At 40.3% G+C, this 24,682-nt stretch carries 24 protein-coding genes and 1 riboswitch; of the genes, 22 read left to right on the top strand and 2 right to left on the bottom strand.

Translation table 11 applies throughout. From position 1 onward, the window contains the following. The first annotated feature begins 41 nt into the window (after window positions 1-41). The 6 genes from BN1356_RS05645 to BN1356_RS05620 all read left to right on the top strand — a co-directional run bounded on the left by BN1356_RS05645 (window position 42) and on the right by BN1356_RS05620 (window position 6,270). Window positions 42-449, top strand: coding sequence for a Lin0368 family putative glycerol transporter subunit (locus tag BN1356_RS05645; RefSeq protein ID WP_245620307.1), 408 nt, complete (start codon window positions 42-44; stop codon window positions 447-449). Then, window positions 446-784: a Lin0368 family putative glycerol transporter subunit gene (locus BN1356_RS05640; RefSeq protein ID WP_093650422.1), complete on the top strand. Its 339-nt coding sequence runs from the start codon at window positions 446-448 to the stop codon at window positions 782-784. The genes BN1356_RS05645 and BN1356_RS05640 overlap by 4 nt, the downstream gene beginning before the upstream one ends. A gap of 26 nt (window positions 785-810) precedes the next feature. Next, entirely contained in the window at window positions 811-2,244 is a 1,434-nt protein-coding gene (locus tag BN1356_RS05635) for a 6-phospho-beta-glucosidase (protein ID WP_093650421.1), read from the top strand. 67 nt (window positions 2,245-2,311) lie between these two features. After that, on the top strand, window positions 2,312-3,334 hold the full coding sequence (locus BN1356_RS05630) for a Gfo/Idh/MocA family oxidoreductase (RefSeq protein WP_093650420.1): 1,023 nt from the start codon (window positions 2,312-2,314) through the stop codon (window positions 3,332-3,334). A gap of 61 nt (window positions 3,335-3,395) precedes the next feature. Then, complete coding sequence (locus tag BN1356_RS05625) at window positions 3,396-4,049, top strand: helix-hairpin-helix domain-containing protein (RefSeq protein WP_093650419.1); 654 nt, start codon at window positions 3,396-3,398, stop codon at window positions 4,047-4,049. Next, window positions 4,033-6,270: a DNA internalization-related competence protein ComEC/Rec2 gene (locus BN1356_RS05620; RefSeq protein WP_093650418.1), complete on the top strand. Its 2,238-nt coding sequence runs from the start codon at window positions 4,033-4,035 to the stop codon at window positions 6,268-6,270. Before BN1356_RS05625 ends, BN1356_RS05620 begins: the two co-directional genes overlap by 17 nt. A gap of 190 nt (window positions 6,271-6,460) precedes the next feature. Here the strand turns inward: BN1356_RS05620 and BN1356_RS05615 are convergent, their stop codons facing one another. After that, complete coding sequence (locus tag BN1356_RS05615) at window positions 6,461-6,652, bottom strand: hypothetical protein (RefSeq protein WP_093650417.1); 192 nt, start codon at window positions 6,650-6,652, stop codon at window positions 6,461-6,463. Between the two features lie 85 nt (window positions 6,653-6,737). Continuing rightward, window positions 6,738-6,839: riboswitch (SAM riboswitch) on the bottom strand. A gap of 325 nt (window positions 6,840-7,164) precedes the next feature. Next, the gene (locus BN1356_RS05610) at window positions 7,165-8,049 is read right to left on the bottom strand and encodes a LysR family transcriptional regulator (protein WP_093650416.1); all 885 of its coding nucleotides are present in this window, start codon (window positions 8,047-8,049) and stop codon (window positions 7,165-7,167) included. 75 nt (window positions 8,050-8,124) lie between these two features. Here BN1356_RS05610 and BN1356_RS05605 point away from each other — a divergent pair, with 75 nt between their 5' ends. The 16 genes from BN1356_RS05605 to BN1356_RS05530 all read left to right on the top strand — a co-directional run bounded on the left by BN1356_RS05605 (window position 8,125) and on the right by BN1356_RS05530 (window position 24,656). Then, a complete protein-coding gene (locus BN1356_RS05605; protein ID WP_093650415.1) occupies window positions 8,125-9,066 on the top strand; it encodes a 2-dehydropantoate 2-reductase in 942 nt (313 codons plus the stop codon). Between the two features lie 6 nt (window positions 9,067-9,072). After that, complete coding sequence (locus BN1356_RS05600; RefSeq protein ID WP_425423520.1) at window positions 9,073-10,119, top strand: PTS sugar transporter subunit IIC; 1,047 nt, start codon at window positions 9,073-9,075, stop codon at window positions 10,117-10,119. 162 nt (window positions 10,120-10,281) lie between these two features. Next, on the top strand, window positions 10,282-10,917 hold the full coding sequence (locus BN1356_RS05595) for a Maf family protein (RefSeq protein ID WP_093650413.1): 636 nt from the start codon (window positions 10,282-10,284) through the stop codon (window positions 10,915-10,917). Between the two features lie 126 nt (window positions 10,918-11,043). Beyond that, entirely contained in the window at window positions 11,044-12,414 is a 1,371-nt protein-coding gene (locus BN1356_RS05590; RefSeq protein WP_093650522.1) for a serine hydrolase, read from the top strand. Between the two features lie 62 nt (window positions 12,415-12,476). Continuing rightward, on the top strand, window positions 12,477-13,514 hold the full coding sequence (gene holA, locus BN1356_RS05585) for a DNA polymerase III subunit delta (protein ID WP_093650412.1): 1,038 nt from the start codon (window positions 12,477-12,479) through the stop codon (window positions 13,512-13,514). A 10-nt stretch (window positions 13,515-13,524) separates the two neighbouring features. Beyond that, entirely contained in the window at window positions 13,525-13,848 is a 324-nt protein-coding gene (locus BN1356_RS05580) for a hypothetical protein (RefSeq protein WP_093650411.1), read from the top strand. Between the two features lie 32 nt (window positions 13,849-13,880). Continuing rightward, on the top strand, window positions 13,881-14,366 hold the full coding sequence (locus BN1356_RS05575) for a hypothetical protein (protein WP_093650410.1): 486 nt from the start codon (window positions 13,881-13,883) through the stop codon (window positions 14,364-14,366). A gap of 68 nt (window positions 14,367-14,434) precedes the next feature. After that, window positions 14,435-15,040, top strand: coding sequence for a superoxide dismutase SodA (gene sodA, locus BN1356_RS05570; RefSeq protein WP_093650409.1), 606 nt, complete (start codon window positions 14,435-14,437; stop codon window positions 15,038-15,040). A 107-nt stretch (window positions 15,041-15,147) separates the two neighbouring features. Beyond that, window positions 15,148-16,251, top strand: coding sequence for a serine hydrolase (locus tag BN1356_RS05565; protein ID WP_245620306.1), 1,104 nt, complete (start codon window positions 15,148-15,150; stop codon window positions 16,249-16,251). Window positions 16,252-16,586: 335 nt separating this feature from the next. Next, window positions 16,587-17,282 (top strand): Crp/Fnr family transcriptional regulator, encoded by a 696-nt coding sequence (locus BN1356_RS05560; RefSeq protein ID WP_093650408.1) that lies wholly within the window; start codon window positions 16,587-16,589, stop codon window positions 17,280-17,282. A gap of 391 nt (window positions 17,283-17,673) precedes the next feature. Continuing rightward, the gene (gene arcA / locus BN1356_RS05555; RefSeq protein WP_093650407.1) at window positions 17,674-18,903 is read left to right on the top strand and encodes an arginine deiminase; all 1,230 of its coding nucleotides are present in this window, start codon (window positions 17,674-17,676) and stop codon (window positions 18,901-18,903) included. A 5-nt stretch (window positions 18,904-18,908) separates the two neighbouring features. Next, entirely contained in the window at window positions 18,909-19,370 is a 462-nt protein-coding gene (locus BN1356_RS05550) for a GNAT family N-acetyltransferase (protein ID WP_093650406.1), read from the top strand. A 45-nt stretch (window positions 19,371-19,415) separates the two neighbouring features. Further along, on the top strand, window positions 19,416-20,429 hold the full coding sequence (gene argF, locus BN1356_RS05545; RefSeq protein ID WP_093650405.1) for an ornithine carbamoyltransferase: 1,014 nt from the start codon (window positions 19,416-19,418) through the stop codon (window positions 20,427-20,429). A 192-nt stretch (window positions 20,430-20,621) separates the two neighbouring features. Continuing rightward, window positions 20,622-21,569, top strand: coding sequence for a carbamate kinase (gene arcC, locus BN1356_RS05540; protein WP_093650404.1), 948 nt, complete (start codon window positions 20,622-20,624; stop codon window positions 21,567-21,569). A gap of 239 nt (window positions 21,570-21,808) precedes the next feature. Next, the gene (locus tag BN1356_RS05535; RefSeq protein WP_093650403.1) at window positions 21,809-23,305 is read left to right on the top strand and encodes a YfcC family protein; all 1,497 of its coding nucleotides are present in this window, start codon (window positions 21,809-21,811) and stop codon (window positions 23,303-23,305) included. Window positions 23,306-23,318: 13 nt separating this feature from the next. Beyond that, window positions 23,319-24,656, top strand: a complete 1,338-nt coding sequence (locus tag BN1356_RS05530; protein ID WP_093650402.1) for a dipeptidase — start codon at window positions 23,319-23,321, stop codon at window positions 24,654-24,656. Window positions 24,657-24,682 lie beyond the last annotated feature (26 nt).

The following is a 24,682-nucleotide window of genomic DNA, read 5'->3' as shown; positions in this document are numbered from 1 at the left end:
ATTATAACAGATGATACAATTAATTCAACAAGAAGAAAACGATGGAGAAAGAGCTTTTGTTTATTTATTCTCTTATTTTCAAAGAAAAAAGGAATGCCATCTTGTATCTAAGAGCTATTTTTGCCTATGCTTTTGCTGGTCTGATGGTTGGCTTTCTTTGGTCTCGACTGGCATCACCATTTGCTTCTTTTGCTGGTGCGATTGCTGCTCTATTAATTATTGCACCTGTATGGTATGTCTGTCATTATAGGGGTGGAATTCCGCAAAATAAAAATCGGGTAGCCATTGATATGGGGACAGCTATTGCTACGGCTGTTTTAATTAAGGGTGTACTGGCTCATGGTTTTTCTCAGCTTTTCTTGGCTCTTCCAACCTTCTTGTGTTTGTCTCTTGGTGCTGGCTTTGCCGGTTGGCTTTATGCTAAAATAGAAAAAGGAGGAAGGAAATGAGTGCAAGTCAGGTTCTTACCACCATTTTGGGTGGTTTTCTCCTCCCTTTTATCATTCTTCTTCTCTGGGGACGTTTGGTTGACCGATTCGGTGCATGGGGAGGTTGGTTGGCTGCAGTTATTATCATCGGCCCTATCTGGTATCTGAATCATGGCATGAATCATCCACTTATTGTTCAGCAAGGTCCAGTTTTTATCGACATGGGATTTGCTACGGGCCTGGGTGTCCTAACTTACGGACTTTGCAAGGGAATTAGCTTCAAATCCCACCGAGCAAACTTGCTAGCTGCCCTCCTTGGAGGATGTCTAGCTGGTATCATTTTATTTATTTTGTAAAACTATATTCTAAAAGGAGAATACTGATGTCATTTCCAAAGAACTTTTTATGGGGTGGAGCCTTAGCCGCTCACCAATTTGAGGGTGGAGTTTTAGAGACTTCTAAAAGTTTGTCAGTAGCGGATGTTATGACGGCCGGCGAGCATGGGGTTCCTCGTGTCATCACGGACGGTGTGGTGGAAGGAAACTACTATCCAAACCATGTGGGCATTGATTTTTACCACCGTTATAAAGAAGATATTGCCCTGTTTGCAGACCTTGGTTTTAAATGTTTCCGTACTTCCATCGCTTGGTCACGTATTTTCCCAAATGGGGATGAAGTAGAGCCTAACGAAGAAGGACTGCAATTCTACGATGATGTTTTTGACGAGTTGCTTAAATATGGTATTGAGCCAGTCATCACCCTCTCTCACTTTGAAATGCCTTACCATATTGCTAAAGAATATGGGGGATTCATGAGTCGTAAAACCGTTGATTTCTTTGTTAAATTTGCAGAAGTGGTATTTAAACGTTATAAGAACAAAGTTAAGTACTGGATGACCTTCAACGAAATCAACAACCAGATGAACTACCATAATGACATTTTTGGTTGGACCAACTCGGGTGCTCATTTTGGGAACTATGACAATCCAGAAGAAGCCATGTATATCTGTGGTCATCACACCTTACTGGCATCCGCTTTGGCAGTTAAATTGGGTAAAGAAATCAACCCTGAATTCCAAATTGGAAATATGATTGCCATGGTACCAATCTATCCATTTTCTGCTCGTCCTGCTGACCAAGTTTTGGCCCAACAAATGATGCATGACCGTTGGTTCTTCTGTGATGTACAGGTTCGCGGTCACTACCCACGCTACACACTCAAGATGTTTGAGCGCAAAGGCTTTAATATCGGCATTACCGAAGAAGATAAGAAGATCTTGGCGCAAGGGACAGTTGATTATATTGGTTTCTCTTACTACATGTCCAATACGGTTGATTCAACTGCTCATAAGGATGTTTCTAAGGATACCAGTGGCGGCAACGAGCATTCGGTGACCAATCCATTTATCACTGAATCGGATTGGGGTTGGGCTATTGATCCAGAAGGTTTGCGTTATTCCCTTAACGCCTTCTATGAACGATATGAACTGCCACTTTTCATCGTGGAAAATGGTTTTGGTGCCATCGATGTCAAGGAAGAAGATGGTTCTGTCCATGATCCATACCGCATCGACTACCTAGCCAGCCACATCAAGGAAATGGAAAAAGCTATTAACGAAGACGGAGTAGAGCTGTGGGGATACACACCGTGGGGCTGTATCGACTGTGTATCCTTCACAACCGGCGAAATGAAGAAACGTTATGGCTTCATTTATGTGGATCGTAACAATGACGGTTCAGGTACTTTGGAGCGCAGTAAAAAAGACTCCTATGACTGGTACAAAGAAGTTACTGCGTCAAACGGAGAAAATCTTTAATATAATTCGAAAGCCTGTCAGAAAGCAACTGCTGGCTTTCTTTGTCATTTTATAATGGAGGTCAATTATGCTAACTATCGCTTATATCGGCAACGGAAAAAGCACCAACCGTTACCACATGCCCTTTGCTAGGAAAATAAAAGATATCAAGATTAAGAGTATTTATGCACGCTCAGCCAATCAATGGGAGAAAGTAGAAGGCATTACCTACACGGACAAATTAGATGATCTGCTAACGGACCCAGAAATCCAATTGATTGTCCTGTCAGTACCGGTTAATGCGCATTATGATTTAGCCAAAACATGCCTAGAGGCTGGCAAACACGTCCTAGTTGAAAAACCATTTACAGAAACGGCAGCTCAAGCGCGTGAGCTCTTTGCACTGGCCAAAGAAAAGGAACTCTTTATCCAAGCCTATCAAAATCGTCGTTTTGATTCTGATTTTTTAACCAGCCAGAAAGTCATTGACAGTGGTGTTTTGGGAGATCTTTTGGAAGTAGAGATGCACTTTGATTATTTCCGTCCGGAGATACCAGAAAGTGTGCAGGAATTTTCTCTGGATTCTTCTTACTTATATGGGCATGCCTGCCATACCGTCGATCAAGTCATTTCTTATTTCGGTTTTCCAGATAAGATCCATTACGACGTTCGCCAGTTGCTTGGCTCAGGTCGGATGAATGATTACTTTGACTTGGATCTTTATTATACCAATACCAAAGTGTCTGTCAAATCCAGTTATTTCCGTATCAAGGATCGTCCTAGTTTTGTTGTCTACGGCAAGAAAGGGATGTTTGTCAAAGCGAGCAAAGACCGCCAAGAAGAAGATTTGAAGAAATTCTATATGCCAGATAAGGCAGATTTTGGCTTAGATCTACCGGAACACTATGGTATTTTGACCTTTGTGGATGATGAGGGAAGATACCACGAAGAAAAAGTGGTCACTGAAGTCGGTGATTATAGTCGTTTTTACCAAGCTCTGCACGATAGCATCCTCTTGGGCAAAGAAAAGTTGGTTAAAGATGAAGAAACCATCAGACAGATAGAAATTCTGGAAGAAGGCATCCGCCTCATGGAAGAAAATCAACTGTAAATGTTATTGGGACTCCTTTGGGAGTCTTTTTCTTTGCGAATAATCAAGTAGGAGGATGTTTATGTTTGAAGATTATCTTGAAGTATTTAAGAAAAATAAGTTAACGATAGCAGGACTTTGTATTTTGGTATTAGCTGTCGGAGCATTTTTTGTTTTGCAGAAGGCCCCTGAAGAGACTAGTTCTGATTTTCCAGGTCTTGAAAAGCTAGAAGTTGTAGAAGAAAGTCAAGAAAAATTGCCTAGCCAAGACTCTGACCAAGAAATCAGTGATATTTTAGTGGATGTCAAAGGTGCTGTCAAAAAGGAAGGTCTCTACCAATTGTCAAAGACGGCGCGTGTCCATGATGCCATTCAGGCTGCGGGTGGTTTTTCAGAGCAAGCAGATAAGAAATCTGTCAATCTGGCGCAAAAATTGACGGATGAGGCAGTCATTTATGTAGCCGGTCAGGGAGAGGAGATCAGTGTCATCCAGTTACCTACAGCTAGCAGTGATCAATCAGCTTCAACGGGCGGAGATTCGACAAAAGTCAACCTCAATACAGCTAGTCAGGCTGAGTTGACCACCATTTCTGGAATCGGTGAGAAACGAGCACAGGATATTATCGCCTATCGTGACAGCAATGGCGGTTTTAACTCTGTTGATGATCTCAAAAATGTTTCTGGTATTGGTGGAAAAACGTTAGAAAACATTCGGCCTTATGTCACTCTGGATTAAAAGAAGCCCTATTCCAGTCATTCAGCTGGCCATGCTATTTCTGTCAGGCTATTTCATGGTCTATCGATTTTCGACTGTAACAGGGATTCTCTTTCTATTCTTGCTTTTTCGCCTCTTTCAGCAGTATCGAAAAAAAGCTTTGAAAGTCTTGCCTATTATTTTGATATTTCTAGCTATCTTTTCTGGGCATCATTACAAAACCAAGTTAGATGAGCAAAATATGCCGACAGAAATTTTTAAGCTGGATTTGATACCGGATAGTATCCAAATCAATGGAGATTCTCTTTCTTTTCAGGCCAAGTCAGGGGGCAGAAAGTTTCAAGTCTTTCATAAGTTAAGCAGTCAGGAAGAGCAGGCTTATTTTCAGGAGCTGGATGAGTTGGTGGAAGTAACTGTTGAGACAGACATCAGTAAAGAAGATGGTCCACGAAATTTCAACGGTTTTGATTACGGAGATTATTTGCGGACCAAGGAAATCTATGAAATTGTCCAAGTATCAACTATTGTGGATATCCAAGTTCGCCCTAGCTGGAATCCCATGGACTGGCTTCTGTTAGGCAGGCGGAAAGCCCTTTTGCACATTGCGGCTACCTTTCCAACTCCCATGCGTCACTACATGACAGGGCTTCTTTTTGGGGATTTGGACTCGGATTTTGAGGAGATGGAGGATATTTATTCCAATTTAGGAATCATCCATCTCTTTGCTTTATCGGGTATGCAGGTGGGATTTTTCATTGACAAGTTGCGCTATCTCTTGCTGCGATTAGGGATGAAGCGGGAAACGGTAGACAAGATTCAGATTCCATTTTCTGTCATCTATGCGGCTATGACAGGACTGTCCGTCTCGGTTGTTCGCTCTCTAGTTCAGAAGATTTTAGGCAATATGGGCTTGAGAGGCTTGGACAATATGGCCCTAACTCTGGCGGTTTGTTACTTACTAATGCCTCATTTTCTCTTGTCCGCAGGTGGACAACTCAGCTTTGCCTATGCCTTCCTCTTGTCGGTTTTTGACTTTGAAAAACTAATTGGGTTTCAGAAGATTTTGATTGAAAGTTTAGCCATTTCGCTAGGGATTTTGCCCCTCCTTATCTTTTATTTTTACTCTTTTCAACCCTTGTCTATCCTCTTAACCTTTGCCTTTTCCATCATTTTTGATGTGGTTTTACTGCCACTTTTGTCCCTTCTCTTTCTCCTATCGCCATTTGTAGCAATCAGTCAGGTCAATTTTCTTTTTGACTGGCTGGAGAAAGTCATCATTTGGATAGCAGACCATTCTGCCTTTCCGCTAGTATTTGGCAAACCGAACACCATTGTTCTGCTGGTCTTATTCGTTTTCCTGGCACTCATTTATGATTTTTTCCATAAGAAAAAACTGGTTTTAGGCTTGTCCTTTCTTGTTCTGAGTCTGCTCTTTATTACCAAACAACCTCTGACCAATGAAGTGACCATGGTAGATGTGGGACAAGGTGATAGTATTCTTTTACGGGATTGGGCTGGAAAAACGATATTAATTGATGTGGGTGGTCGGATAGATTTTGACAGCAAAGAAAAATGGCAGTCCCGAAAAACGGCTGCCAATGCGACACGAACCCTGATTCCCTATCTAAAAAGTCAAGGGATTGGAAGAATTGATCAACTGGTTTTGACGCACACCGATGCCGATCATATTGGAGATATGGAGGTTTTATCTCAATATATCCAAATTGGGGAAGTCTTAGTTAGTCCTGGCAGTCTGACCGATTCAGGTTTTGTCAGGAGGCTTAAGGTTATGAACGTCAAGGTCAAAGTGGTGCAAGCGGGGGATCAATTGTCTATCATGAACAGTCAGCTTCATGTCCTCTATCCTTTTGAAACTGGGGATGGTGGCAATAATGATTCCATTGTGCTTTATGGAAAGCTGTTGAACAAGCATTTTCTTTTTACTGGGGATTTGGAAGCAGAAGGGGAGCAAAGACTCGTTGAGGCCTATCCTCATTTGCCAGTTGATGTTTACAAGGCAGGTCATCATGGCTCCAAAGGCTCCTCATCGGAAGCCTTTCTCGACCATATCCAAGCAGATTTGGCTTTGGTATCTGCTGGTCAAAACAACCGCTTCAAACATCCCCATCAGGAAACTCTGGACCGTTTTGAAGAGCGGGAGATGACTAGTCTGAGGACGGACCAGCAAGGAGCCATTCGCTTTAAAGGTTGGAAGAAGTGGAGGCTGGAGACGGTCAAATAAGGAATAGTGAGAATATTTTTATTTATCACTATTCGTTTTCCATAGAAAACTTGAGAATTATTAAAATCTAAACGAATTGATAGGTTTCGACATGTTCTTACTAGGGATAATAATTAATGAGAATAATAAACCTGTAATATTTTAAAAAAGGGATAGCTAAATTGGTTCAATAGCTACCCCTTTTTAAAATTTATACAAACAGTAAGCCTAATTTAGCCAGGTGTTGTTTTAGTTCTTCTTCAGTTTGAGGCGCTAAATCAGCAACCACTTGAAGTTTTTCTTTTGGGCAATGGACTAAAAAAAGTCGTATTGTCCCGCCATTTGGTTTTTTAGCGTATTCAGCTAATTTTCCATAAACTGCATCAACTGTATCGTATGCCATTGTGTTTCTCCTTTTGAGTAAAAATTTGGGAATAGAAAAGCCATACTCATAGAGTAAGGCTGGAGATTTCGGATATGGATATTATCACTTATCTGCCAAGCCATGCTTGTTGGATGTAGCACCGTGCCAAAAGGTCGGTTGCTGAAGCTTCATCGGGCCAATTCCCTCTGCTTACTCTGAATAAGTTCTGTATTTTCTGTTGATAGTATAGCATAGGCTAATCTTTTTGACAAGTCATACTATTGTTATAGAAATAAGATAATATGCTTTGATTCATTGTCAATTAAGGTTTCTATATGATTACTTAATAGCCATTTATGTGACAAAAAGTATAGAGAAATATAAGATTCCAGGTAAGTGGCTCTTCATTATTTTTACATTTTCATACTCAGAAAAACTAATGATTGAGTCATTTTGAAGGAAGAAAGAGCCCTATAGGCAAAACCTTTGAGACAATAGAAAAAGACAATTTGCCTAAGTTTGTGAAACAATGTACAATATCCTTGTAAGCGTTAAGATTCTTTGATTGCTTCAATCAGATCCAATAATTCTTGGGAATAATCTCTTTTGTCACTAGTGGCAATACCGATAGGATGGAAACTTTTCTTATCTATTAGTGGAATCCAGACCAGTTCTTCGTCATTAGAATAGGCTTCTTGCTCGCTGGCTAAGATACAGATAGATTGGAAGGTTTTGAGACTAGAGAGAAGGACCACCCAGTTGTCGTCACTGTAGACAATATCAGGTGAAAAACCTAATTCTTTCGCTCGTTCATGCAATAGGGCCCCTAGTATATAATTGGGTGTTAAACTTGAAAATTTTTGATGACGGATATCATCAAAGGTCAGGTTCTTGGCTTGGCTAATTGGATTCGATTGATGGGCGACGACACAGGCATGATATCCCTTGTTGCCACGTTCAAGTGGAAGGATGGAAATATTGGGCAGGTGGATGGGATAGGAGATAATTCCTAAATCAAGATCTCCTCCGACCAATTTTTCTTGCAGTTCTCTAGAACCACCTTGAACTAGAGTTAGATCAACATTGGGATGTCGTAAAAGATACTCTGAAAAAATTGTCATATATTGCATGGCAAAGAGAGTTGGAATCCCCAAACGAATAACGGTCTTGTCTGGTTTTTCTAAATTTTGCACATTTGCTACCAGTTTTTCAAAATCGTCTACCAAAGGACGACCATGATCGTATAAATATTGACCAGCACATGTTGGGACAATACCTGTAATGGTTTGACTGTAGAGACGAACTCCCAATTCTTGTTCCATTTTTTTTAATGCTTGGGAAAGGGATGGTTGAGTGATGAATAAACTCTTGGCAGCGTTTGAAAAACTACCGTGGTCTATTAAATTGATAAAGTAATTTAGCTGTTTGATGTCCATATTTTTAACCTGACTCTTTTATTGAGTCAATTATACCATAGAAACAAATTTTAACCTTATAAAGGAGAAGTCGTAATGAATATTACAATTGCTGGCGCAGGCGCTATGGGAAGTCGTTTTGGTCTCATGTTACATGAGGCAGGAAACCAGGTGGTTTTTGTCGATGGTTGGAAAGATCATGTAGATGCTATTAACAAAAATGGTCTTCAAGTTAACCATGATGGAGTCGAAAAAGTTGTGAAGATTCCTGCTTATTTACAAGATCAAGTACCTTCAGATTTCAAGAGTGATTTGATTATTCTTTTCACAAAATCATTGGGCTTGGAAGGCATGCTCCACTCACTGAAAGATACCATCGATAAAGATACACGAGTTCTTTGTCTCCTGAATGGTTTTGGTCACGATGAGAAAATCAAAAAGTATGTACCTGAAGAGAATATCTATATCGGCAATACCATGTGGACATCAGATCTTGAAGGTCCTGGTAAGGTCAAACTCATGGGCTGGGGCACGGTTAACTTTAAAAACTGGGTTCCAGGTCATGAAGAAAGTGCTCATGAAATCGCCAAAGTTTTAAGTGATGCTGGTCTCGGTGCGGAATACACAGAGAATATTCTGGAAGTGATGTACAAGAAAATCTGTTTGAATGCTACTCTCAACTGTATGTGTGCGCTCTTGGAGTGTAATGCAGCTGATTTTGGTGATACCTCAACAGCCCATACGATCTTGACCGATATCATTACAGAATTTGCAGCAGTTGCCAAAGCTGAAGGGGTGAACTTAGATGCCCAAGAAGCGATTCACTTTATCGAGACAAAAGCCTATAACCGGGAAACATTGGGACTTCACTATCCATCCATGCACCAAGATTTGATTCAAAACAATCGGTTAACGGAGATTGATAGTATCAATGGAGCTATTGCTAAAAAGGGAAGAAAATATGGTATTCCAACACCTTATTCTAACCTGGTTACAAATCTCATTCATGCAAAAGAAGAACTTAGAAAAGCGAAATAGGAGATAATCATGACACAAACGAGTATTAAACCTTCAGAATATTTTAGCAAGGTCCTGACAGGAACGGCTATGGGCGTTATCATTGGTGTGGCTCCCAACGCTGTTTTATCCGCTATTTTACGTGCACTTCCACAGGTTCCAGTAACGATTAGTTTACTGCAAATCGTTTCTATTTTCCAGATGGCGACACCATTTTTAGTTGGGGCGATTGTAGCTTTTCAATTTGGTTTTAAACCTTTAACTCAAATGGTCGTTGCAGCCTCTAGCTTTATCGCCTCAGGCGTCCTCAAATTTGATGATAGTATCGGTAAATTTGCTGGAGCTGGGACAGGGGATTTGATTAATACCATGATTACAGCTGCCATTGCGGTTGGGATGATTCTCTTGATAAAAGACAAGTTTGGTTCCATGGAAATCATCGCTATGCCTGTCGTAATCGGTGTTCTTGCCTCTTTTATCGGGTTGACCTTACTGCCTATCGTTTCTGGCATCACCCTCTCTATCGGAGCTGTTATCAATAGTTTCACAAGTCTGCAACCGATTTTGATGTCCATCTTGATAGCCGTTTCCTTCGCTGCTCTTTTGACGACACCAGTTTCAGCTATTGCTGTTGGTTTAGCCATCCAGCTTAGCGGTGTTGCTTCAGGTGCTGCAGCGATGGGGGTTGCGGCAACGACTCTAACATTGGTCGTTCATTCCTTCAAGGTAAACAAGCCAGGTATTACCATTGCTGTTGGAACTGGTGGTATGAAATTAATGATGCCAAACTTGTTCAAGTATCCGATTGTCCTCTTGCCTTATGTGACAACGGCAGCTATTTCAGCTATACCAGTCTATCTCTTTTCAATTAGCGGCACACCGCAAACAGCAGGCTTTGGTGTTGTTGGCTTAGTTAGTCCTCTTGCATCCATCGATGCGGGCTTATCCATTCCTTTGGCCGTTTTGTCTTGGTTAGTTGTACCAGTAGCTGCTGCCATGCTTTCCCAATTTGTCTACGACAAAGTTCTTCATATCTATGATTCTAAAGTCGTCTTTAAATATCTAGGACAATAAGACAATACTCAAAGAAAATCAAAAATAGATGAGGCAAACACACCCAGTGGTAGGCAAAGAGTTTTAACTCATCCAAAGAAAGGACCCATCCTGCTTATTTAGAGGCTGGGTCTTTTTGTGGTATACTGTAGATAAATTGAGAAGAAAGTTAACGGAAATCATATGCAAACTGTTTTTGACTATGAAAAAGTTGGTAAAAGAGGGAAAATAGACTCCTTTGTCCTCCTATCCACTTCGCCAAGGCGTAAAGATTTATTGTCTTTTTTGAATCCCAAAATTGAGTCGGTCGAAGTTGATGAGCGTGCTCTGGAGAATCATTATATGGAGCATTTTAAGCAGGATGATTTTCTGACCAGATCTGCTAAGGTCTGCTGTGAGATTTCTAAGGCCAAGTCGGATAAGGAGTTGGAAGCAGATACACTGTATCTCTCAGCCGATACCATTGTGGTGGCAGATGGGCAAATTTTTAACAAGCCAAGGGATTTGGCAGAGGCCAATGCCATGTTTCGGTCTTATTTTGGTAAAAGCCATCATGTGGTGACTTCTGTTTGCTTGCGCATGAAAGGCTATCTGGAAGTCTTCTACACAGTCGCAAAGATTGAATTTGTAAACTTTTATCCTGCATTGGAACAGGTTGTGACGGATTATATCTCTCTCAAACAGCCTTTGGATAAGGCGGGGGCTTATGGTTTCCAGGAATTAGATCCTCGCTCTGTCAAATCCGTCACTGGAGATATTCATACCATTATTGGTTTACCAGTTGCAGAAGTTTCTGAGCGTATTTTTAAGGAAGTATGAGGTGAAATAGCTAGAATTTCTGGCTTTTTTTCTTTCTAGGAATGGAGTAATAGTCATGGAAATAATTTTTTCAAATATCATTCTTATGATATAATAGTCAGGACAATGTGAAAAAAGGATGGTATGATGAAAAAAAATCTATTAGTTTTAGTGGGGATGATCCTATCTTTAGTAGCTTGGGCTATGCCAGTAGTGGCTCAAGAACAAGAAGATTTGTTGACCATGACTCAAAAAGCAGGCTACCCTGCAACAGCAGAAATGTTGCCAAAGGCATCCATCGTTTTGGATGCAGAATCTGGTCAAGTGCTTTGGGGTGATAATATCGACTTAAAGTGGGACCCAGCCTCTACAACCAAGACAATGGTTATTTATCTCACTTTTGAGGCTATTTCTCAAGGAAAAATTAGCTTGGATACACCAGTTATTGCGACGGAAACAGACCAAGCTATCGCAGGTATTTATGCTCTCTCTAACAATAAAATTGTAGCGGGTGAAACCTATACTGTGCGCGAACTGTTGACGACTACTCTTGTACCATCCTCAAATGTTACAACACTTATGTTGGCACATTTGATTCACGATGGAGATGATGCCTCTTTCTTGCAGCTGATGAATGATACAGCTAAGGAGTTAGGCATGACCAATACTCACTTTTATAATGCTACCGGTGCAGTTTCTGGTGCTTTCCAAGGCTACTATGCACCGATTGGTTCGGAACCAACCGCTAGTAATGAGGTTACAGCGAAAGATTTGGCAATTTTAGCCTATCACCTTATTAAAAAGCATCCTGATGTTCTGGAATATACCAATAGCACGAGTGTGTCCATTAAATCCGGTACACCATTAGCAGAGACTTTTGAAGCTTATAATTATTCTCTTCCTGGTGCCAAATATGGCATAGAAGGTGTGGATGGGCTGAAGACAGGATCGAGTCCACAGGCTGGTTTTAACTCAATTGTTACAGCTAAACGTGGTGATACTCGTTTGATTACGGTGGTATTGGGCGTTGGAAATTGGGCTGATCAAGATGGCGAGTACTATCGTCATTACTTCGTCAATACTTTATTAGAGCATACCTTTGCTACTTATAAGCGTCAAATAGTGGCACCAGCTGGTCAACAAGAAGTCAATGGACAACAGTATATGACTGATCAAGATCTCTATGCTATGGTTAAAGAAAATGAAGATCCACAGTTGCTAGTGGCCAATGATCATTTGCAAGTTGCTGGTTCTCTTGATCCCATGAGTGGAGTTGCCGTTAAATCTGTAGATACGAAAGTAACAGACAAAAAAACAGGTCTCTTGCTTCCAAAGGGTTCAGAGAAGAAAGAAGGATCTATTTTTGCAGGAATTCCTATGCTGGTCTATCTGCTCCTTCCAGTTCTTCTAATAGTAGTTATCGTGGGAGTGCTGTTAAGCCGTGGTGGACGTAGAAGAAAAAAAGTTCATGTAGAAAGTAGTAGAAGCTACAGTCGTAGAAATCGCCGCCGTAGATAAGATAGGAAACTGTTAGAAAATTTCTAGCAGTTTTTCTCTTCTAAACATGGTATAATATCCCTATGTTAGTAATGGAAGAAATTCAAAAAATTAAAAAAGAAAAACTGGGTCTGCTCACTGTTTTATCTGGTGAGGATACGGGTCAATATCAGACTGCTAAGGAGGCACTTCTGCATCAAATTGGCTTTCATTCAGCAGATTTGAGTTTTGCCTATTTTGATATGTCGGAAGCAGATTATAATCAGGTAGCTCTGGATTTAGTGTCTCTACCCTTTTTTTCAGATGAAAAACTGGTGATTTTAGATTATTTTTCTGATCTTTCGACGGATAAAAAACGCTATTTGTCAGACGATGAGCTGAAGCAGTTTGAAGACTATTTGGCAAACCCTTGTGAGACCACTCGTTTGATCGTCTTCGTGCCAGGAAAATTAGACAGTAAGCGACGCTTAGTCAAAATCCTCAAACGGGATGCTCTCAATTTGGAAGCTCATTCTCTCAAAGAAGTAGAAGTCCGTAGCTATTTTAAGAAAGTCATGGGTCAAGAAGGTCTACAAATCTCCGACCCTGTTTATGAGCAACTTTTGGTCAAATCGAGCTTTGATTTTTCTGAAATGACTAAAAATTTAGCTTTTCTTAAAGCTTATAAATCTGACGGGATGATAACAAGTCAAGACATAGATGTAGCTATTCCAAAAACCTTACAAGATAATGTTTTTGATTTGTCCAAGTTTATTCTGAATGGACAGATAGATGCTGCTAGAAATCTGGTTCGCGATTTGCGGTTGCAAGGAGAGGATGAAATAAAATTGATTGCCATTCTTTTAACCCAGTTTCGTATGTTTTTACAGGTCACAATTTTGCAACAGCAAGGACGATCAGAAAGTCAAATTGTAGCAGATTTATCTGAATATTTAGGACGGAAAATCAATCCTTATCAGGTTAAGTTTGCCTTGCGAGATTCTAGAAAACTATCACTTTCCTTTCTCAAGAAAACACTTGTATCTTTGATTGAAACAGATTATCAGATCAAGACTGGTCAATTAGAGAAAGACTACCTCTTTGACCTTTCCCTACTAAAAATTGCTAGTGAAAAAAACTAGGAGAATCATTTTGAAAAAGAAACTTTCTTTATTTCTTGTTTTACTCTTTGCCCTTACTTTGTCTGCTTGTGTTTTTAATCAGTCAGTGGGTGATGAAAAAGAACGAGTAGCAGCAGAGGAGGAACTGATTCAACTTTTTAAGGATTATGGTTTCAAAGGTAAGGTTTCAGTTGAAAATGCAACAGGGAAGACATTTGAAACCAGTATCTATAGTGCAAATGTTACCTATGTTGAGGATCTGAATGGACAGGAACTTTCTTTTGGTCAAACTTTGGGTTATGGTGAAAAGCCTAAGACAAGAGCCCGGAGGCCATTGCCTCTGTTGAAGGTTTAGTTGAAACATTTTATAGTATCGCAGATGAGGCTATGTGGAGACAGCCTGAGGGGGTAAAAATAAGTCAAGCGGTAGATGCGTCTGTTGAAAAATTTCACCTTGATAACCTAATTTATGAAGGTTTTCGAGGCCAGATTGATACTACCTCTTCTCAGATAGTAGAGTTCTATACACTTGTTGATGGAAATCGAAAAAAAGATAAGCCACTTCAAGGTTTGTATGATATTTCCATAAAAGACATGATGAGCAAAGAAGTTGTAATCGGACAAATTGATTTCCATTTGGAGAAGGCTTCTGATGAGATCAGTGACCAAATGACTCAGAAGAATGATGCTAAGCAGGCTCTGATGACCTATGTCCAAAACGCCGATTTGTCACAATTTCCAGATGGAAAGTATGGAATTGGATTTGACCTGACGACTGAATCGGGTACCTATTATACTAGTGTTAGTGATTATTTTTTCTTTTTTGTAAAAGATAGTCACTTTATTAGCATTGATAAAGATTACCATTACTAGGCAAATTCTTTGAAAGCTCTGTCATTTTACGATAAAATAAAAGAAATAAAGGAAAAGAGGACAGACAAATGGCAATTATTTTACCAGAACTTCCCTACGCTTACGACGCTCTTGAACCACATATTGATGCAGAAACAATGACTCTTCACCATGACAAGCACCATGCGACCTATGTTGCAAATGCCAATGCTACTCTTGAAAAACACCCTGAAATCGGTGAAGATCTGGAAGCACTCTTGTCAAATGTTGAATCAATTCCAGCTGACATTCGTCAAGCATTGATTAATAATGGTGGTGGTCATCTAAATCATGCTCTCTTCTGGGAGTTGCTTTCTACAGAAAAATCAGAAATCTCAGCTGAATTAGCAGCAGATATTGATGCAACTTTTGGTTCATATGAAGAATTCCAAGCAGCATTTACAACAGCAGCAACAACTCGTTTTGGTTCTGGTTGGGCTTGGCTCGTTGTCAACAAAGAAGGTAAACTGGAAGTTATCTCAACTGCTAACCAAGATTCTCCTATTATGCAAGGTTTAAAACCAATCTTAGCATTGGATGTTTGGGAGCATGCCTACTATCTCAATTACCGTAACGTTCGTCCAAATTATATCAAAGCATTCTTTGACATTATCAATTGGACAAAAGTAAACGAACTTTATGCAGCCGCAAAATAATTTATAGAGAGTCTGATTGGTTCAGGCTCTTTTTTCAACAGTAAAATAGCATGGCAAAAGAACATAAGATTACTTGAGTTTTTTTGTAAATAATGTAAAATAGTTGTATGCGGAGATTAGATAAGAAGAAATACGATAAAGGATTGCTATGGAATTTAGGAATACTTGCTTTACTAACGCTTCCTTTTTTCGTCTACTTTGGAGCAAGGGCCCGCTATGGTGGACAGTCTCTTGAAAGTAAAAGTAAGGGTCCAAACTCTTCTCAAGTTGGAAAAACTGAAAAAATAAACACATCAACTAGTCAAAAAGAAGTAGAGCCAATCAAAGAATTGCTTAAATCACCAGAAGCTAAACAGGCTGTTATGGAAGCTGATCGTGTGTCTATGGAAAGTATGGGTTTGGCTTATGATTATGCGAATATGAGTCTGGTCCAAGTGGTTCAGGCTTACTTAGCAGATGCGGGCATTGATCCCTCTCAAGTGGCATTTAGCTATAAAAATCCTGCCAGCGGCCATACATTCTCCATGAATGAAAAGGAGCCTATGACTGCAGGATCTACCTATAAACTGCCCCTCAACATGTTGGTAGTAGATGCGGTGAAAGAGGGCAAATTTACCTTAGTGGAACGCTTTGATATCACCAACACGGCTTATGAGTATAAATTTGAACATGATGCTTATGTTGGACAGTTTGCAGGTGCCATGTCTATTCCTGATATGCAGGAGTATTCATTGGTTTACTCAGAAAATACTCCAGCCTATGCTTTGGCAGATCGGTTAGGGGGGATGGATGCAGCCTTTGCTATGATGACCAAATATGGAAGATCAAAGGGAGAAATACCAGCCATCAGACGGGAGGATAACAAGACCACAACAGATTATTATATTCAGGTGTTGGAACATCTCTATCGACACCAAGAAAAATACGCAGATATCATCTATTTCATGGACATTTCCTTCCCTAATCAGTATTATGAGACGTATTTATCCCATCTGCGGATTGTGCAAAAACCTGGGTACGTTGGCGAGGCCCTCAATGTGGATGCCATGGTATTTGAAGAGAGTCCCTATTTGATTGCTCTCTATAGTCGTTATTTGGGTGGATCCACAGAAGATAGTTCAGAGGTTAATGGTTATGGCTATATGCAGTTGGCTGCTATTACCTATGTCATCAATCAATGGCATCGAGTCAATGAAAATGGACTGGCTTAATTGAATAAGAAGAAATTCCTAGGCTCCGGCTTGGGGATTTTTGCCTTTAGAAATAGAGGTTTTAGAAGTCAATCTTTTATTGACAGGTGGTCATTTTTTCTTATACTTAATAAAATTAAAAATGGTAAAGTAAAGCGAAAAGGGAGGAACTCAAGTCCATTTAGCTGCTTTAACACAGTATATTTTGAAGTGTATAATAAGGTATGGTAAAAAGGAGAATTTCACTTTTTAAGGCTTCTAGTGACCCCGTAGCAATAGAATATTTTGGGAATTGTTTTCACGGAAATTTTTTTATGGTATAATAGATTAAATGGAATCAGGAGAAAGAGTGGGGTATGATTAGTAAAGAGCAGTATTTCTTTTTAAAAGGTCAAGCAGCTTTTAAACACTTTACAATTGAAGAATTTGATCAGCTTGCTCAAGCGGCTCGTTTTCGAACCATTCCAAGAGATCAGTTCTTTTTCTTTGCAGGTGATGAGCGAAACTACCTTTTTGTCTTACAAAAAGGCTATGCTCGCATTGAACAATTTGACCAAACGGATACCTATTCCTATTTGGACTATATCCGTGAAGGAGGAGCTTTTCCTTTTGGTGGTCTCTTTGTTGATCCCTATTATCACTATTCAGCCATTGCAGTAACTGATTTATCCTACATTATGGTTCCTATGGACTTGTACGAGTCTCTTTCAAAGAAAAATAATCAGCAGATGCTTTTTCTCAACCAAAAACTATCTCGCATTTTGAAATTTCAAGAATTACGGTTGCGAAATGCGATGATTTCATCAGCTAGCGAGCGGGTCGTGCAAGTTTTGGCTTTGCTTTATTGGGATCTTTGCCAACCGGATCAGTTACTTGAGATTCCTTTTGGTATCCACATTCAAGAACTTTCGCGATTGGCAGCCACTACTAGAGAGACAGCTAGCCATGTCTTAAAAAAATTAAAGGAAGAAAAACGCATTGCTTATTCTCATAAAAAGTTAACATACCTAGACACTGATTATTTCTTAGAAAACTTAACAGAGACCCGATGAGGTCTTTTTCTATGTCTTTAAAGATCATTCAAATGATTTCGTATACTTGTGTGATAAAGATTTGATTTGGAAGAGTAAACCAAATGCAATCATTTTTATATTGAAAATCTGAATCAAGGTCTTATTTCTACTAAACCGACTATTTCACTCATGTTTTTAAGAAAAATATTAAAAAATAAATATTCAATTAATGGTTAAAATAAGGAAAATATTTATAGAAAGCGCTTAAAAAAAGATAAATATTTTTTTGTTGTCTTGAAAATGTGAAATATTTGGCAAAATGTTTGTACATTTTTTCGTGAAAAGGTTTACAAAGAAATGATATACTGAATTCAGTAAAAAACGAGTAAGGTTTCCCTTACTACAATGAAAAAAACGAGGAGGTATTGTGATGTCTACACATCCAATTCATGTCTTTTCAGAAATCGGCAAACTTAAGAAAGTTTTGCTTCACCGCCCAGGCAAGGAAATTGAAAACTTGATGCCTGACTATCTTGAACGTCTTCTTTTCGATGATATCCCATTTCTAGAAGATGCTCAAAAAGAACACGATGCTTTTGCCCAAGCCCTTCGCAACGAAGGCGTTGAAGTACTTTATCTTGAAAAGTTAGCTGCCGAGTCTTTGATTAGTCCAGAAATTCGTGAGCAGTTCATTGATGAATATTTGGAAGAAGCTAACATTCGTGGTCGTGCGACTAAGAAAGCGATTCGCAAGCTTCTCTTAGCCATTGAAGATAGTAAAGAATTAGTTGAAAAAACAATGGCTGGTGTTCAAAAATGCGAATTACCAGCAATCCCAGCTGAAGAAAAAGGTTTGACTGATTTGGTTGAATCTAGTTATCCATTTGCCATTGATCCAATGCCAAACCTTTACTTCACACGCGACCCATTTGCAACGATTGGTAACGGTGTATCCCTTAACCGTATGTATTCAGAAACTCGCAACCGCGAAACAATCTACGGTAAATATATCTTTAGTTATCACCCAGATTATGCAGGAAAAGTGCCAATGGTTTACGATCGCTGCGAAAGCACTCGCATCGAAGGTGGGGACGAGTTGGTTCTTTCAAAAGATGTCTTGGCAGTGGGTATTTCGCAACGTACAGACGCAGCATCTATTGAAAAGCTCTTGGTCAATATCTTTGAAAAGAACATTGGCTTCAAGAAAGTACTGGCTTTTGAATTCGCCAATAATCGTAAATTCATGCACTTAGATACAGTGTTTACAATGGTAGACTATGACAAGTTTACGATCCACCCTGAAATTGAAGGTGACCTTCGTGTCTTCTCAGTCACTTATGAAAACCAAGAACTTCATATTGAAGAAGAACATGGTGATTTGGCAGATCTTCTTGCTGCTAACTTAGGTGTTGAAAAAGTAGAACTCATTCGCTGCGGTGGTGACAATATCGTAGCTGCTGGTCGTGAACAATGGAACGATGGATCAAATACCTTGACAATCGCACCTGGCGTAGTCGTTGTGTACAAACGCAATACCATCACAAATGCAATCCTAGAATCAAAAGGTCTTCGACTCATCAAGATTGATGGTAGTGAATTGGTTCGCGGTCGCGGTGGACCACGTTGTATGTCCATGCCGTTTGAACGTGAAGATTTGTAATTGATATGGGAAGCGTGGTAACCGGTCATCAACCATTTCAGCGGGCTGCTAGTCTATACATTCGCTTTGTAGTCTTTATCTTAGAACATGGTATTGATAGGGCAGATGAGTTTGATGACTATGATGAAAAAGGAACTGTCTACACCGTCGTTTATGAAGGTCAGCAACCTGTTGCGACAGGTCGCTTCCTCCCTTTGGCGGAAGATGAGGCCCGTTTGACACGGATTGCAACTTTGGAAGAGTACCGAGGAAAAGGATATGGTACTCAAGTAGTTGCAGCCTTAGAAGACTATGCGCTAGCACATGGTTACCATCAATTGATTATCCATAGTGAATTACCAGCAAAAACATTTTATCAATCTCTGGGTTATCGCCCGTTTGGTGAGATATATGTAGAAGATGGCATTCCTTGTCAATCTCTTGTTAAGTATTTAGAAGATAAATCGACAGATGAGTTGGCAGAATAAATCAAAAATCGTAAATAGATTATATAGTTAAAAGGAGAAAAACACATGACACAAGTATTTCAAGGACGTAGCTTCCTTGCTGAAAAAGATTTTACACGCGCTGAATTAGAATATCTCATTGACTTCTCAGCTCATTTGAAAGATTTGAAAAAACGTGGTGTGCCTCATCATTACCTAGAAGGCAAAAATATTGCTCTCTTGTTTGAAAAAACATCTACTCGTACTCGCGCAGCCTTCACAACTGCAGCGATTGACCTAGGCGCTCATCCAGAATACCTAGGCGCTAACGACATCCAACTTGGTAAAAAAGAATCAACTGAAGATACAGCCAAAGTTTTGGGTCGTATGTTTGACGGTATCGAGTTCCGTGGTTTCAGCCAACGCATGGTGGAAGAATTGGCAGAATTCTCAGGAGTACCAGTATGGAATGGCTTGACTGACGAATGGCATCCAACTCAAATGTTGGCAGACTACCTCACTGTTAAAGAAAACTTCGGTAAATTAGAAGGTTTGACTTTGGTTTACTGTGGTGATGGCCGTAACAACGTTGCCAACTCACTCTTGGTAACAGGTGCAATCCTTGGTGTTAACGTTCATATCTTCTCACCAAAAGAACTCTTCCCAGCTGAAGAAATCGTTGAATTGGCTCAAGGCTATGCTAAAGAATCTGGTTCTCGTATCCTTATCACAGATAATGCCGATGAAGCAGCTAAAGGTGCGGACGTATTCTACACAGACGTTTGGGTATCTATGGGTGAAGAAGCTATGTTTGAAGAACGTGTGAAAATGTTGACACCGTTCCAAGTAAACATGGATTTGATTAAGAAAGCTGAAAATGAAAACCTCATCTTCTTGCATTGTTTACCTGCCTTCCATGATACCAAGACAGTTTATGGTAAAGATGTCGCTGAAAAATACGGCGTAAGTGAAATGGAAGTAACAGACGAAGTCTTCCGCAGCAAATACGCTCGTCATTTTGACCAAGCAGAAAACCGTATGCACACCATCAAGGCTGTAATGGCTGCAACACTTGGCAATCTCTTCATTCCAAGAGTTTAATTCTAAGAAGAGTTAATTGGCTAGGATTCGCCAACTGTTAGGGATGCCTTTAGCTTGTTGGTGATTGCAGTTAATAGTTCGTTGAATGTAATAGTCGCTCCTTTTATATGTTAGTGAGGGCTGAGCCTGTAAACTTGGCCAGTCCTCCATTTTTTTGAAAAATTATAAGAATAGAATAAGAAGGTAGGAAATATGGCAAATCGTAAGATTGTAGTGGCTTTGGGAGGGAATGCCATCCTTTCATCAGATCCATCTGCAACAGCACAAAAAGCAGCCCTTGTTGAGACTGCAAAACATCTGGTAAAATTAATTAAAAATGGGGATGACCTCATCGTAACACACGGAAATGGTCCACAAGTAGGCAATCTTCTCTTGCAAAACTTGGCAGCTGATTCTGAAAAGAACCCAGCTTTCCCATTGGATACACTAGTAGCCATGACAGAAGGTTCCATCGGTTTCTGGTTGCAAAATGCCCTTGAAAACGAATTGACAAAAGAAGGCATTGAAAAAGAAGTGGCTTCCGTTGTGACACAAGTCGTCGTGGACAAGGCAGACCCAGCTTTTGTAAATCTAAGCAAACCAATCGGTCCATTCTACAGTGAAGAAGAAGCAAAAGTAGAAGCTGAAAAAACAGGTGCGACCTTCAAAGAGGACGCAGGACGTGGTTGGCGTAAAGTGGTTGCCTCACCAAAACCAGTCGGTATCAAAGAAATCGGCACCATCCGTACTCTTATCGAAGCAGGTACAGTGGTTGTAGCTGCTGGTGGTGGCGGTATTCCTGTCATCAAGGAAGAAGATGGCACTTTGACCGGTGTGGAAGCTGTTATCGACAAAGACTTTGCATCACAAACTCTTGCTGAAATGGTAGATGCAGACCTCTTCATCGTCTTGACCGGCGTTGATTATGTCTTTGTGAACTACAACAAACCTGACCAAGCTAAATTGGAAAAAGTAACCATTGCTGAGTTGGAAGAATACATCCAACAAAATCAATTTGCACCAGGCTCAATGTTACCAAAAGTTCAAGCAGCCATGGCCTTTGTTGAAAACAAACCAGAATCAAGAGCTGTAATCACATCTCTTGAAAACTTGGCAGCTCTAATCGAATCAGATAGCGGAACCATTATTGAGAAAGCATAATTTCTTTTCTCATAATGTCCATGACTAGTGGTAGAGATTCAGTATCGTTACTTGCTGATATTTATTAAAAATCAAAACGAAATTTTATTAAAGCATCTTGTCTACCACTAGGCAAGATTGAGTTGCTTTGCTTTATTTACTTTTGATTTTCTTTGGGTATAAGATGCCCACATTATTTCGGAGAAAAGTTTGTTCTGTGGTAGGAAACAGGACAATAATAACATTTAGGAGGTTTTATCATGGACCAAAATACCAAAAAAGGCTTTAAAATGCCTTCATCCTACACCATACTAATGATTGTCATTGCTTTAATGGCAGTGATGACCTGGTTTATACCGGCCGGCTCTTATGAAAAGACAGAAGCTGGTGCTGTTGTTGCTGGAAGCTATCAAGTGGTCGACTCTAACCCACAAGGCTTCTATGATATTATCATGGCGCCTGTAAGAGGGATGTTAGGAACTGACCTAACCACTGGAGCTATTGAAGTCTCCTTCTTCATTCTGATGGTTGGTGCGTTCTTAGGTGTCATCAACCATACAGGTGCACTAGACACTGGGATTGCTTCTGTTGTTCGAAAGAATAAGGGACGAGAAAAAGCCTTGATTTGGATTTTGCTTCCTCTCTTTGCCTTAGGTGGCTCCACCTATGGTATGGGGGAAGAAACCATGGCCTTCTATCCACTTCTGATCCCAGTCATGATTGCTGTTGGCTTTGATACTCTAGTGGCTGTTGCTATTATTCTTATCGGTTCACAAGTTGGCTGTCTGGCCTCTACGGTTAATCCATTTGCGACAGGTGTAGCCTCTGATGCAGCCGGTATCAGTATTGCAGATGGGTTTGCTTGGCGCGGCTTGCAATGGATACTCTTGGTCGGTCTTGCAACTTGGTTTGTTTATAGTTATGCCAGCAAGATTGAAAAAGATCCAAGTAAATCTCTTATTGCTGATAAAATGTCAGAACACAAGCAAATCTTTAAACTACAAGAAAATACTGCTGATTTAAGCAAACGCCAACGCAATGTTCTCTATATTTTTGCCCTTACCTTCATCATCATGGTCTTGAGTCTGATTCCTTGGGAAGGCTTTAAAATTAATATTTTTACAGACTTAAACAATGCCATTACTGGACTTCCAGTCTTGGGTCAACTCTTCGGTAAGTCAGCTGCTGCCCTTGGAACTTGGTACTTCCGAGAAATTACTATGCTCTTCATTGCCATGGCAGTTCTAGTTGCTTTTGTTTACCGTATGTCTGAAGCGGATTTCTTCAAAGCTTTCCTCAATGGAGCAGGTGAATTCCTCAGTGTTGCCATTATCTGTGCTGTTGCCCGTGGTATCCAAGTTATCATGAATGATGGTATGATTACTTCAACCATTCTTCACTGGGGTGAAGTTGGCTTGTCAGGTTTATCATCACAAGTCTTTATCGTCCTTGCCTATATTTTCTATCTGCCAATGTCCTTCTTGATTCCTTCAACATCTGGTTTGGCAGGAGCTACTATGGGGATTATGGCTCCTCTGGGAGAATTCTCAAATGTACCGGCTCACTTGGTTATCACAGCTTTCCAATCAGCTTCAGGTGTCCTCAACATGATTTCTCCAACATCGGCTATCGTAATGGGTGCCTTGGCTATCGGACATGTTGATTTACCTACTTGGTGGAAATTTGTTTCCAAACTAATTGTTATGATTGTGGTTATCAGTGTTCTCCTCTTGGTAGTTGCAACTTTCTTCGGATAGAGGGTGGTGAACGATGCAAACTTTTGTAACAGAAGAACACCATAAGCAATGTATCCAAGCCATCAAGGAACTAGTATCCTATCCGTCTGTTTGCCAAGAAGGGGAAAATGGAACCCCCTTTGGCCAGGCTATCCAAGATGTTTTGGAACATAGTCTCAAATTATGTGAGAAACTTGGATTTTCAACCTACCTTGATCCGGAAGGCTACTATGGTTATGCTGAAATTGGTCAAGGGGATCAACTATTAGCGGTTCTCTGCCACTTGGATGTCGTCCCAGCTGGTGATTTAGCCAACTGGGAGACACCTCCTTTTGAAGCCGTCCTCAAAGATAATCATCTCCATGGTAGAGGAACACAGGATGATAAAGGTCCTTCTATGATGGCTCTCTATGCCCTCAAGGCCCTTCTCGATGTGGGTGTTGTTTTGACGAAACGGATTCGATTTATCTTTGGTACAGATGAGGAAACCCTCTGGCGCTGTATGAATCGTTACAATCATCTAGAAGAAGTTGCTGACATGGGCTTCGCGCCCGATTCTGGTTTTCCTCTGACCTATGCTGAAAAAGGTCTATTACAGGCTAAACTAATCGGACTTGGGGATAAGGATATTCGCTTAGAAGCAGGGCAAGCCTACAATATTGTTCCAGCAAAGGCAAGCTATCAGGGTCCACTTTTGGAAGAAGTAAAGGCAGAATTAGATGCGCTTGATTTTGACTATGAGATAAGCGACACTAACCTGACTGTTTTAGGTGTCTCTCGCCATGCCAAAGATGCGGCTAAGGGAGTGAATGCTATTGTCCGTCTGGCCAAGGCCTTGCGCAAATTCTCTGACCATCCCACTCTTCAATTTATTGCTGATGCCGTTGGAGAAGATGCAACTGGTTCCAGTTTATTTGGTTTGATTACTGATCAAGCTTCTGGTGATCTGAGCTTCAACATCGCTGGTTTAACCCTTACTCAAGAACTATCTGAAATCCGTCTGGATATTCGGATACCTGTTTTAGCAAATAAAGAAGAATTGGTCAAAGTATTGTCTGAAAAAGCGGCAGCTTATGGGCTAGACTATGAAGAATTTGACTATCTAGCTTCTCTTTATGTTCCTTTAGACAGTTCCTTAGTTTCTACTTTGATGAGCGTTTATCAAGAAAAAACAGGAGATAGGACTCCAGCTAAATCATCTGGTGGAGCAACCTTTGCTAGAACCATGCCAAATTGTGTCGCCTTTGGAGCTTGTTTCCCAGATGGTCTTCAAACAGAACATCAGGAAAATGAACGGATCAATCTAGATCATATGTATGAGGCTATGGATATCTATGCAGAAGCATTGTATCGCTTGGCTACTATAGACTAAAATGATGGGCCTGTGAGCAGTCTGAA

Origin of the sequence: Streptococcus varani, from assembly GCF_001375655.1 — a bacterium.
GTDB classification, from domain to species: Bacteria; Bacillota; Bacilli; order Lactobacillales; family Streptococcaceae; genus Streptococcus; species Streptococcus varani.
Note: the sequence above shows the minus strand (reverse complement) of the source record. Positions and strands in the feature narration are given on the sequence as shown.

Coding starts and splice junctions, on each gene's coding strand:
- BN1356_RS05645 (WP_245620307.1), top strand. CDS start 42: ATGGAGAAAGAGCTTTTGTTTATTTATTCTCTTATTTTCAAAGAAAAA.
- BN1356_RS05640 (WP_093650422.1), top strand. CDS start 446: ATGAGTGCAAGTCAGGTTCTTACCACCATTTTGGGTGGTTTTCTCCTC.
- BN1356_RS05635 (WP_093650421.1), top strand. CDS start 811: ATGTCATTTCCAAAGAACTTTTTATGGGGTGGAGCCTTAGCCGCTCAC.
- BN1356_RS05630 (WP_093650420.1), top strand. CDS start 2,312: ATGCTAACTATCGCTTATATCGGCAACGGAAAAAGCACCAACCGTTAC.
- BN1356_RS05625 (WP_093650419.1), top strand. CDS start 3,396: ATGTTTGAAGATTATCTTGAAGTATTTAAGAAAAATAAGTTAACGATA.
- BN1356_RS05620 (WP_093650418.1), top strand. CDS start 4,033: ATGTCACTCTGGATTAAAAGAAGCCCTATTCCAGTCATTCAGCTGGCC.
- BN1356_RS05615 (WP_093650417.1), bottom strand. CDS start 6,652: ATGGCATACGATACAGTTGATGCAGTTTATGGAAAATTAGCTGAATAC.
- BN1356_RS05610 (WP_093650416.1), bottom strand. CDS start 8,049: ATGGACATCAAACAGCTAAATTACTTTATCAATTTAATAGACCACGGT.
- BN1356_RS05605 (WP_093650415.1), top strand. CDS start 8,125: ATGAATATTACAATTGCTGGCGCAGGCGCTATGGGAAGTCGTTTTGGT.
- BN1356_RS05595 (WP_093650413.1), top strand. CDS start 10,282: ATGCAAACTGTTTTTGACTATGAAAAAGTTGGTAAAAGAGGGAAAATA.
- BN1356_RS05590 (WP_093650522.1), top strand. CDS start 11,044: ATGAAAAAAAATCTATTAGTTTTAGTGGGGATGATCCTATCTTTAGTA.
- holA (WP_093650412.1), top strand. CDS start 12,477: ATGTTAGTAATGGAAGAAATTCAAAAAATTAAAAAAGAAAAACTGGGT.
- BN1356_RS05575 (WP_093650410.1), top strand. CDS start 13,881: ATGTGGAGACAGCCTGAGGGGGTAAAAATAAGTCAAGCGGTAGATGCG.
- sodA (WP_093650409.1), top strand. CDS start 14,435: ATGGCAATTATTTTACCAGAACTTCCCTACGCTTACGACGCTCTTGAA.
- BN1356_RS05565 (WP_245620306.1), top strand. CDS start 15,148: ATGCGGAGATTAGATAAGAAGAAATACGATAAAGGATTGCTATGGAAT.
- BN1356_RS05560 (WP_093650408.1), top strand. CDS start 16,587: ATGATTAGTAAAGAGCAGTATTTCTTTTTAAAAGGTCAAGCAGCTTTT.
- arcA (WP_093650407.1), top strand. CDS start 17,674: ATGTCTACACATCCAATTCATGTCTTTTCAGAAATCGGCAAACTTAAG.
- BN1356_RS05550 (WP_093650406.1), top strand. CDS start 18,909: ATGGGAAGCGTGGTAACCGGTCATCAACCATTTCAGCGGGCTGCTAGT.
- argF (WP_093650405.1), top strand. CDS start 19,416: ATGACACAAGTATTTCAAGGACGTAGCTTCCTTGCTGAAAAAGATTTT.
- arcC (WP_093650404.1), top strand. CDS start 20,622: ATGGCAAATCGTAAGATTGTAGTGGCTTTGGGAGGGAATGCCATCCTT.
- BN1356_RS05535 (WP_093650403.1), top strand. CDS start 21,809: ATGGACCAAAATACCAAAAAAGGCTTTAAAATGCCTTCATCCTACACC.
- BN1356_RS05530 (WP_093650402.1), top strand. CDS start 23,319: ATGCAAACTTTTGTAACAGAAGAACACCATAAGCAATGTATCCAAGCC.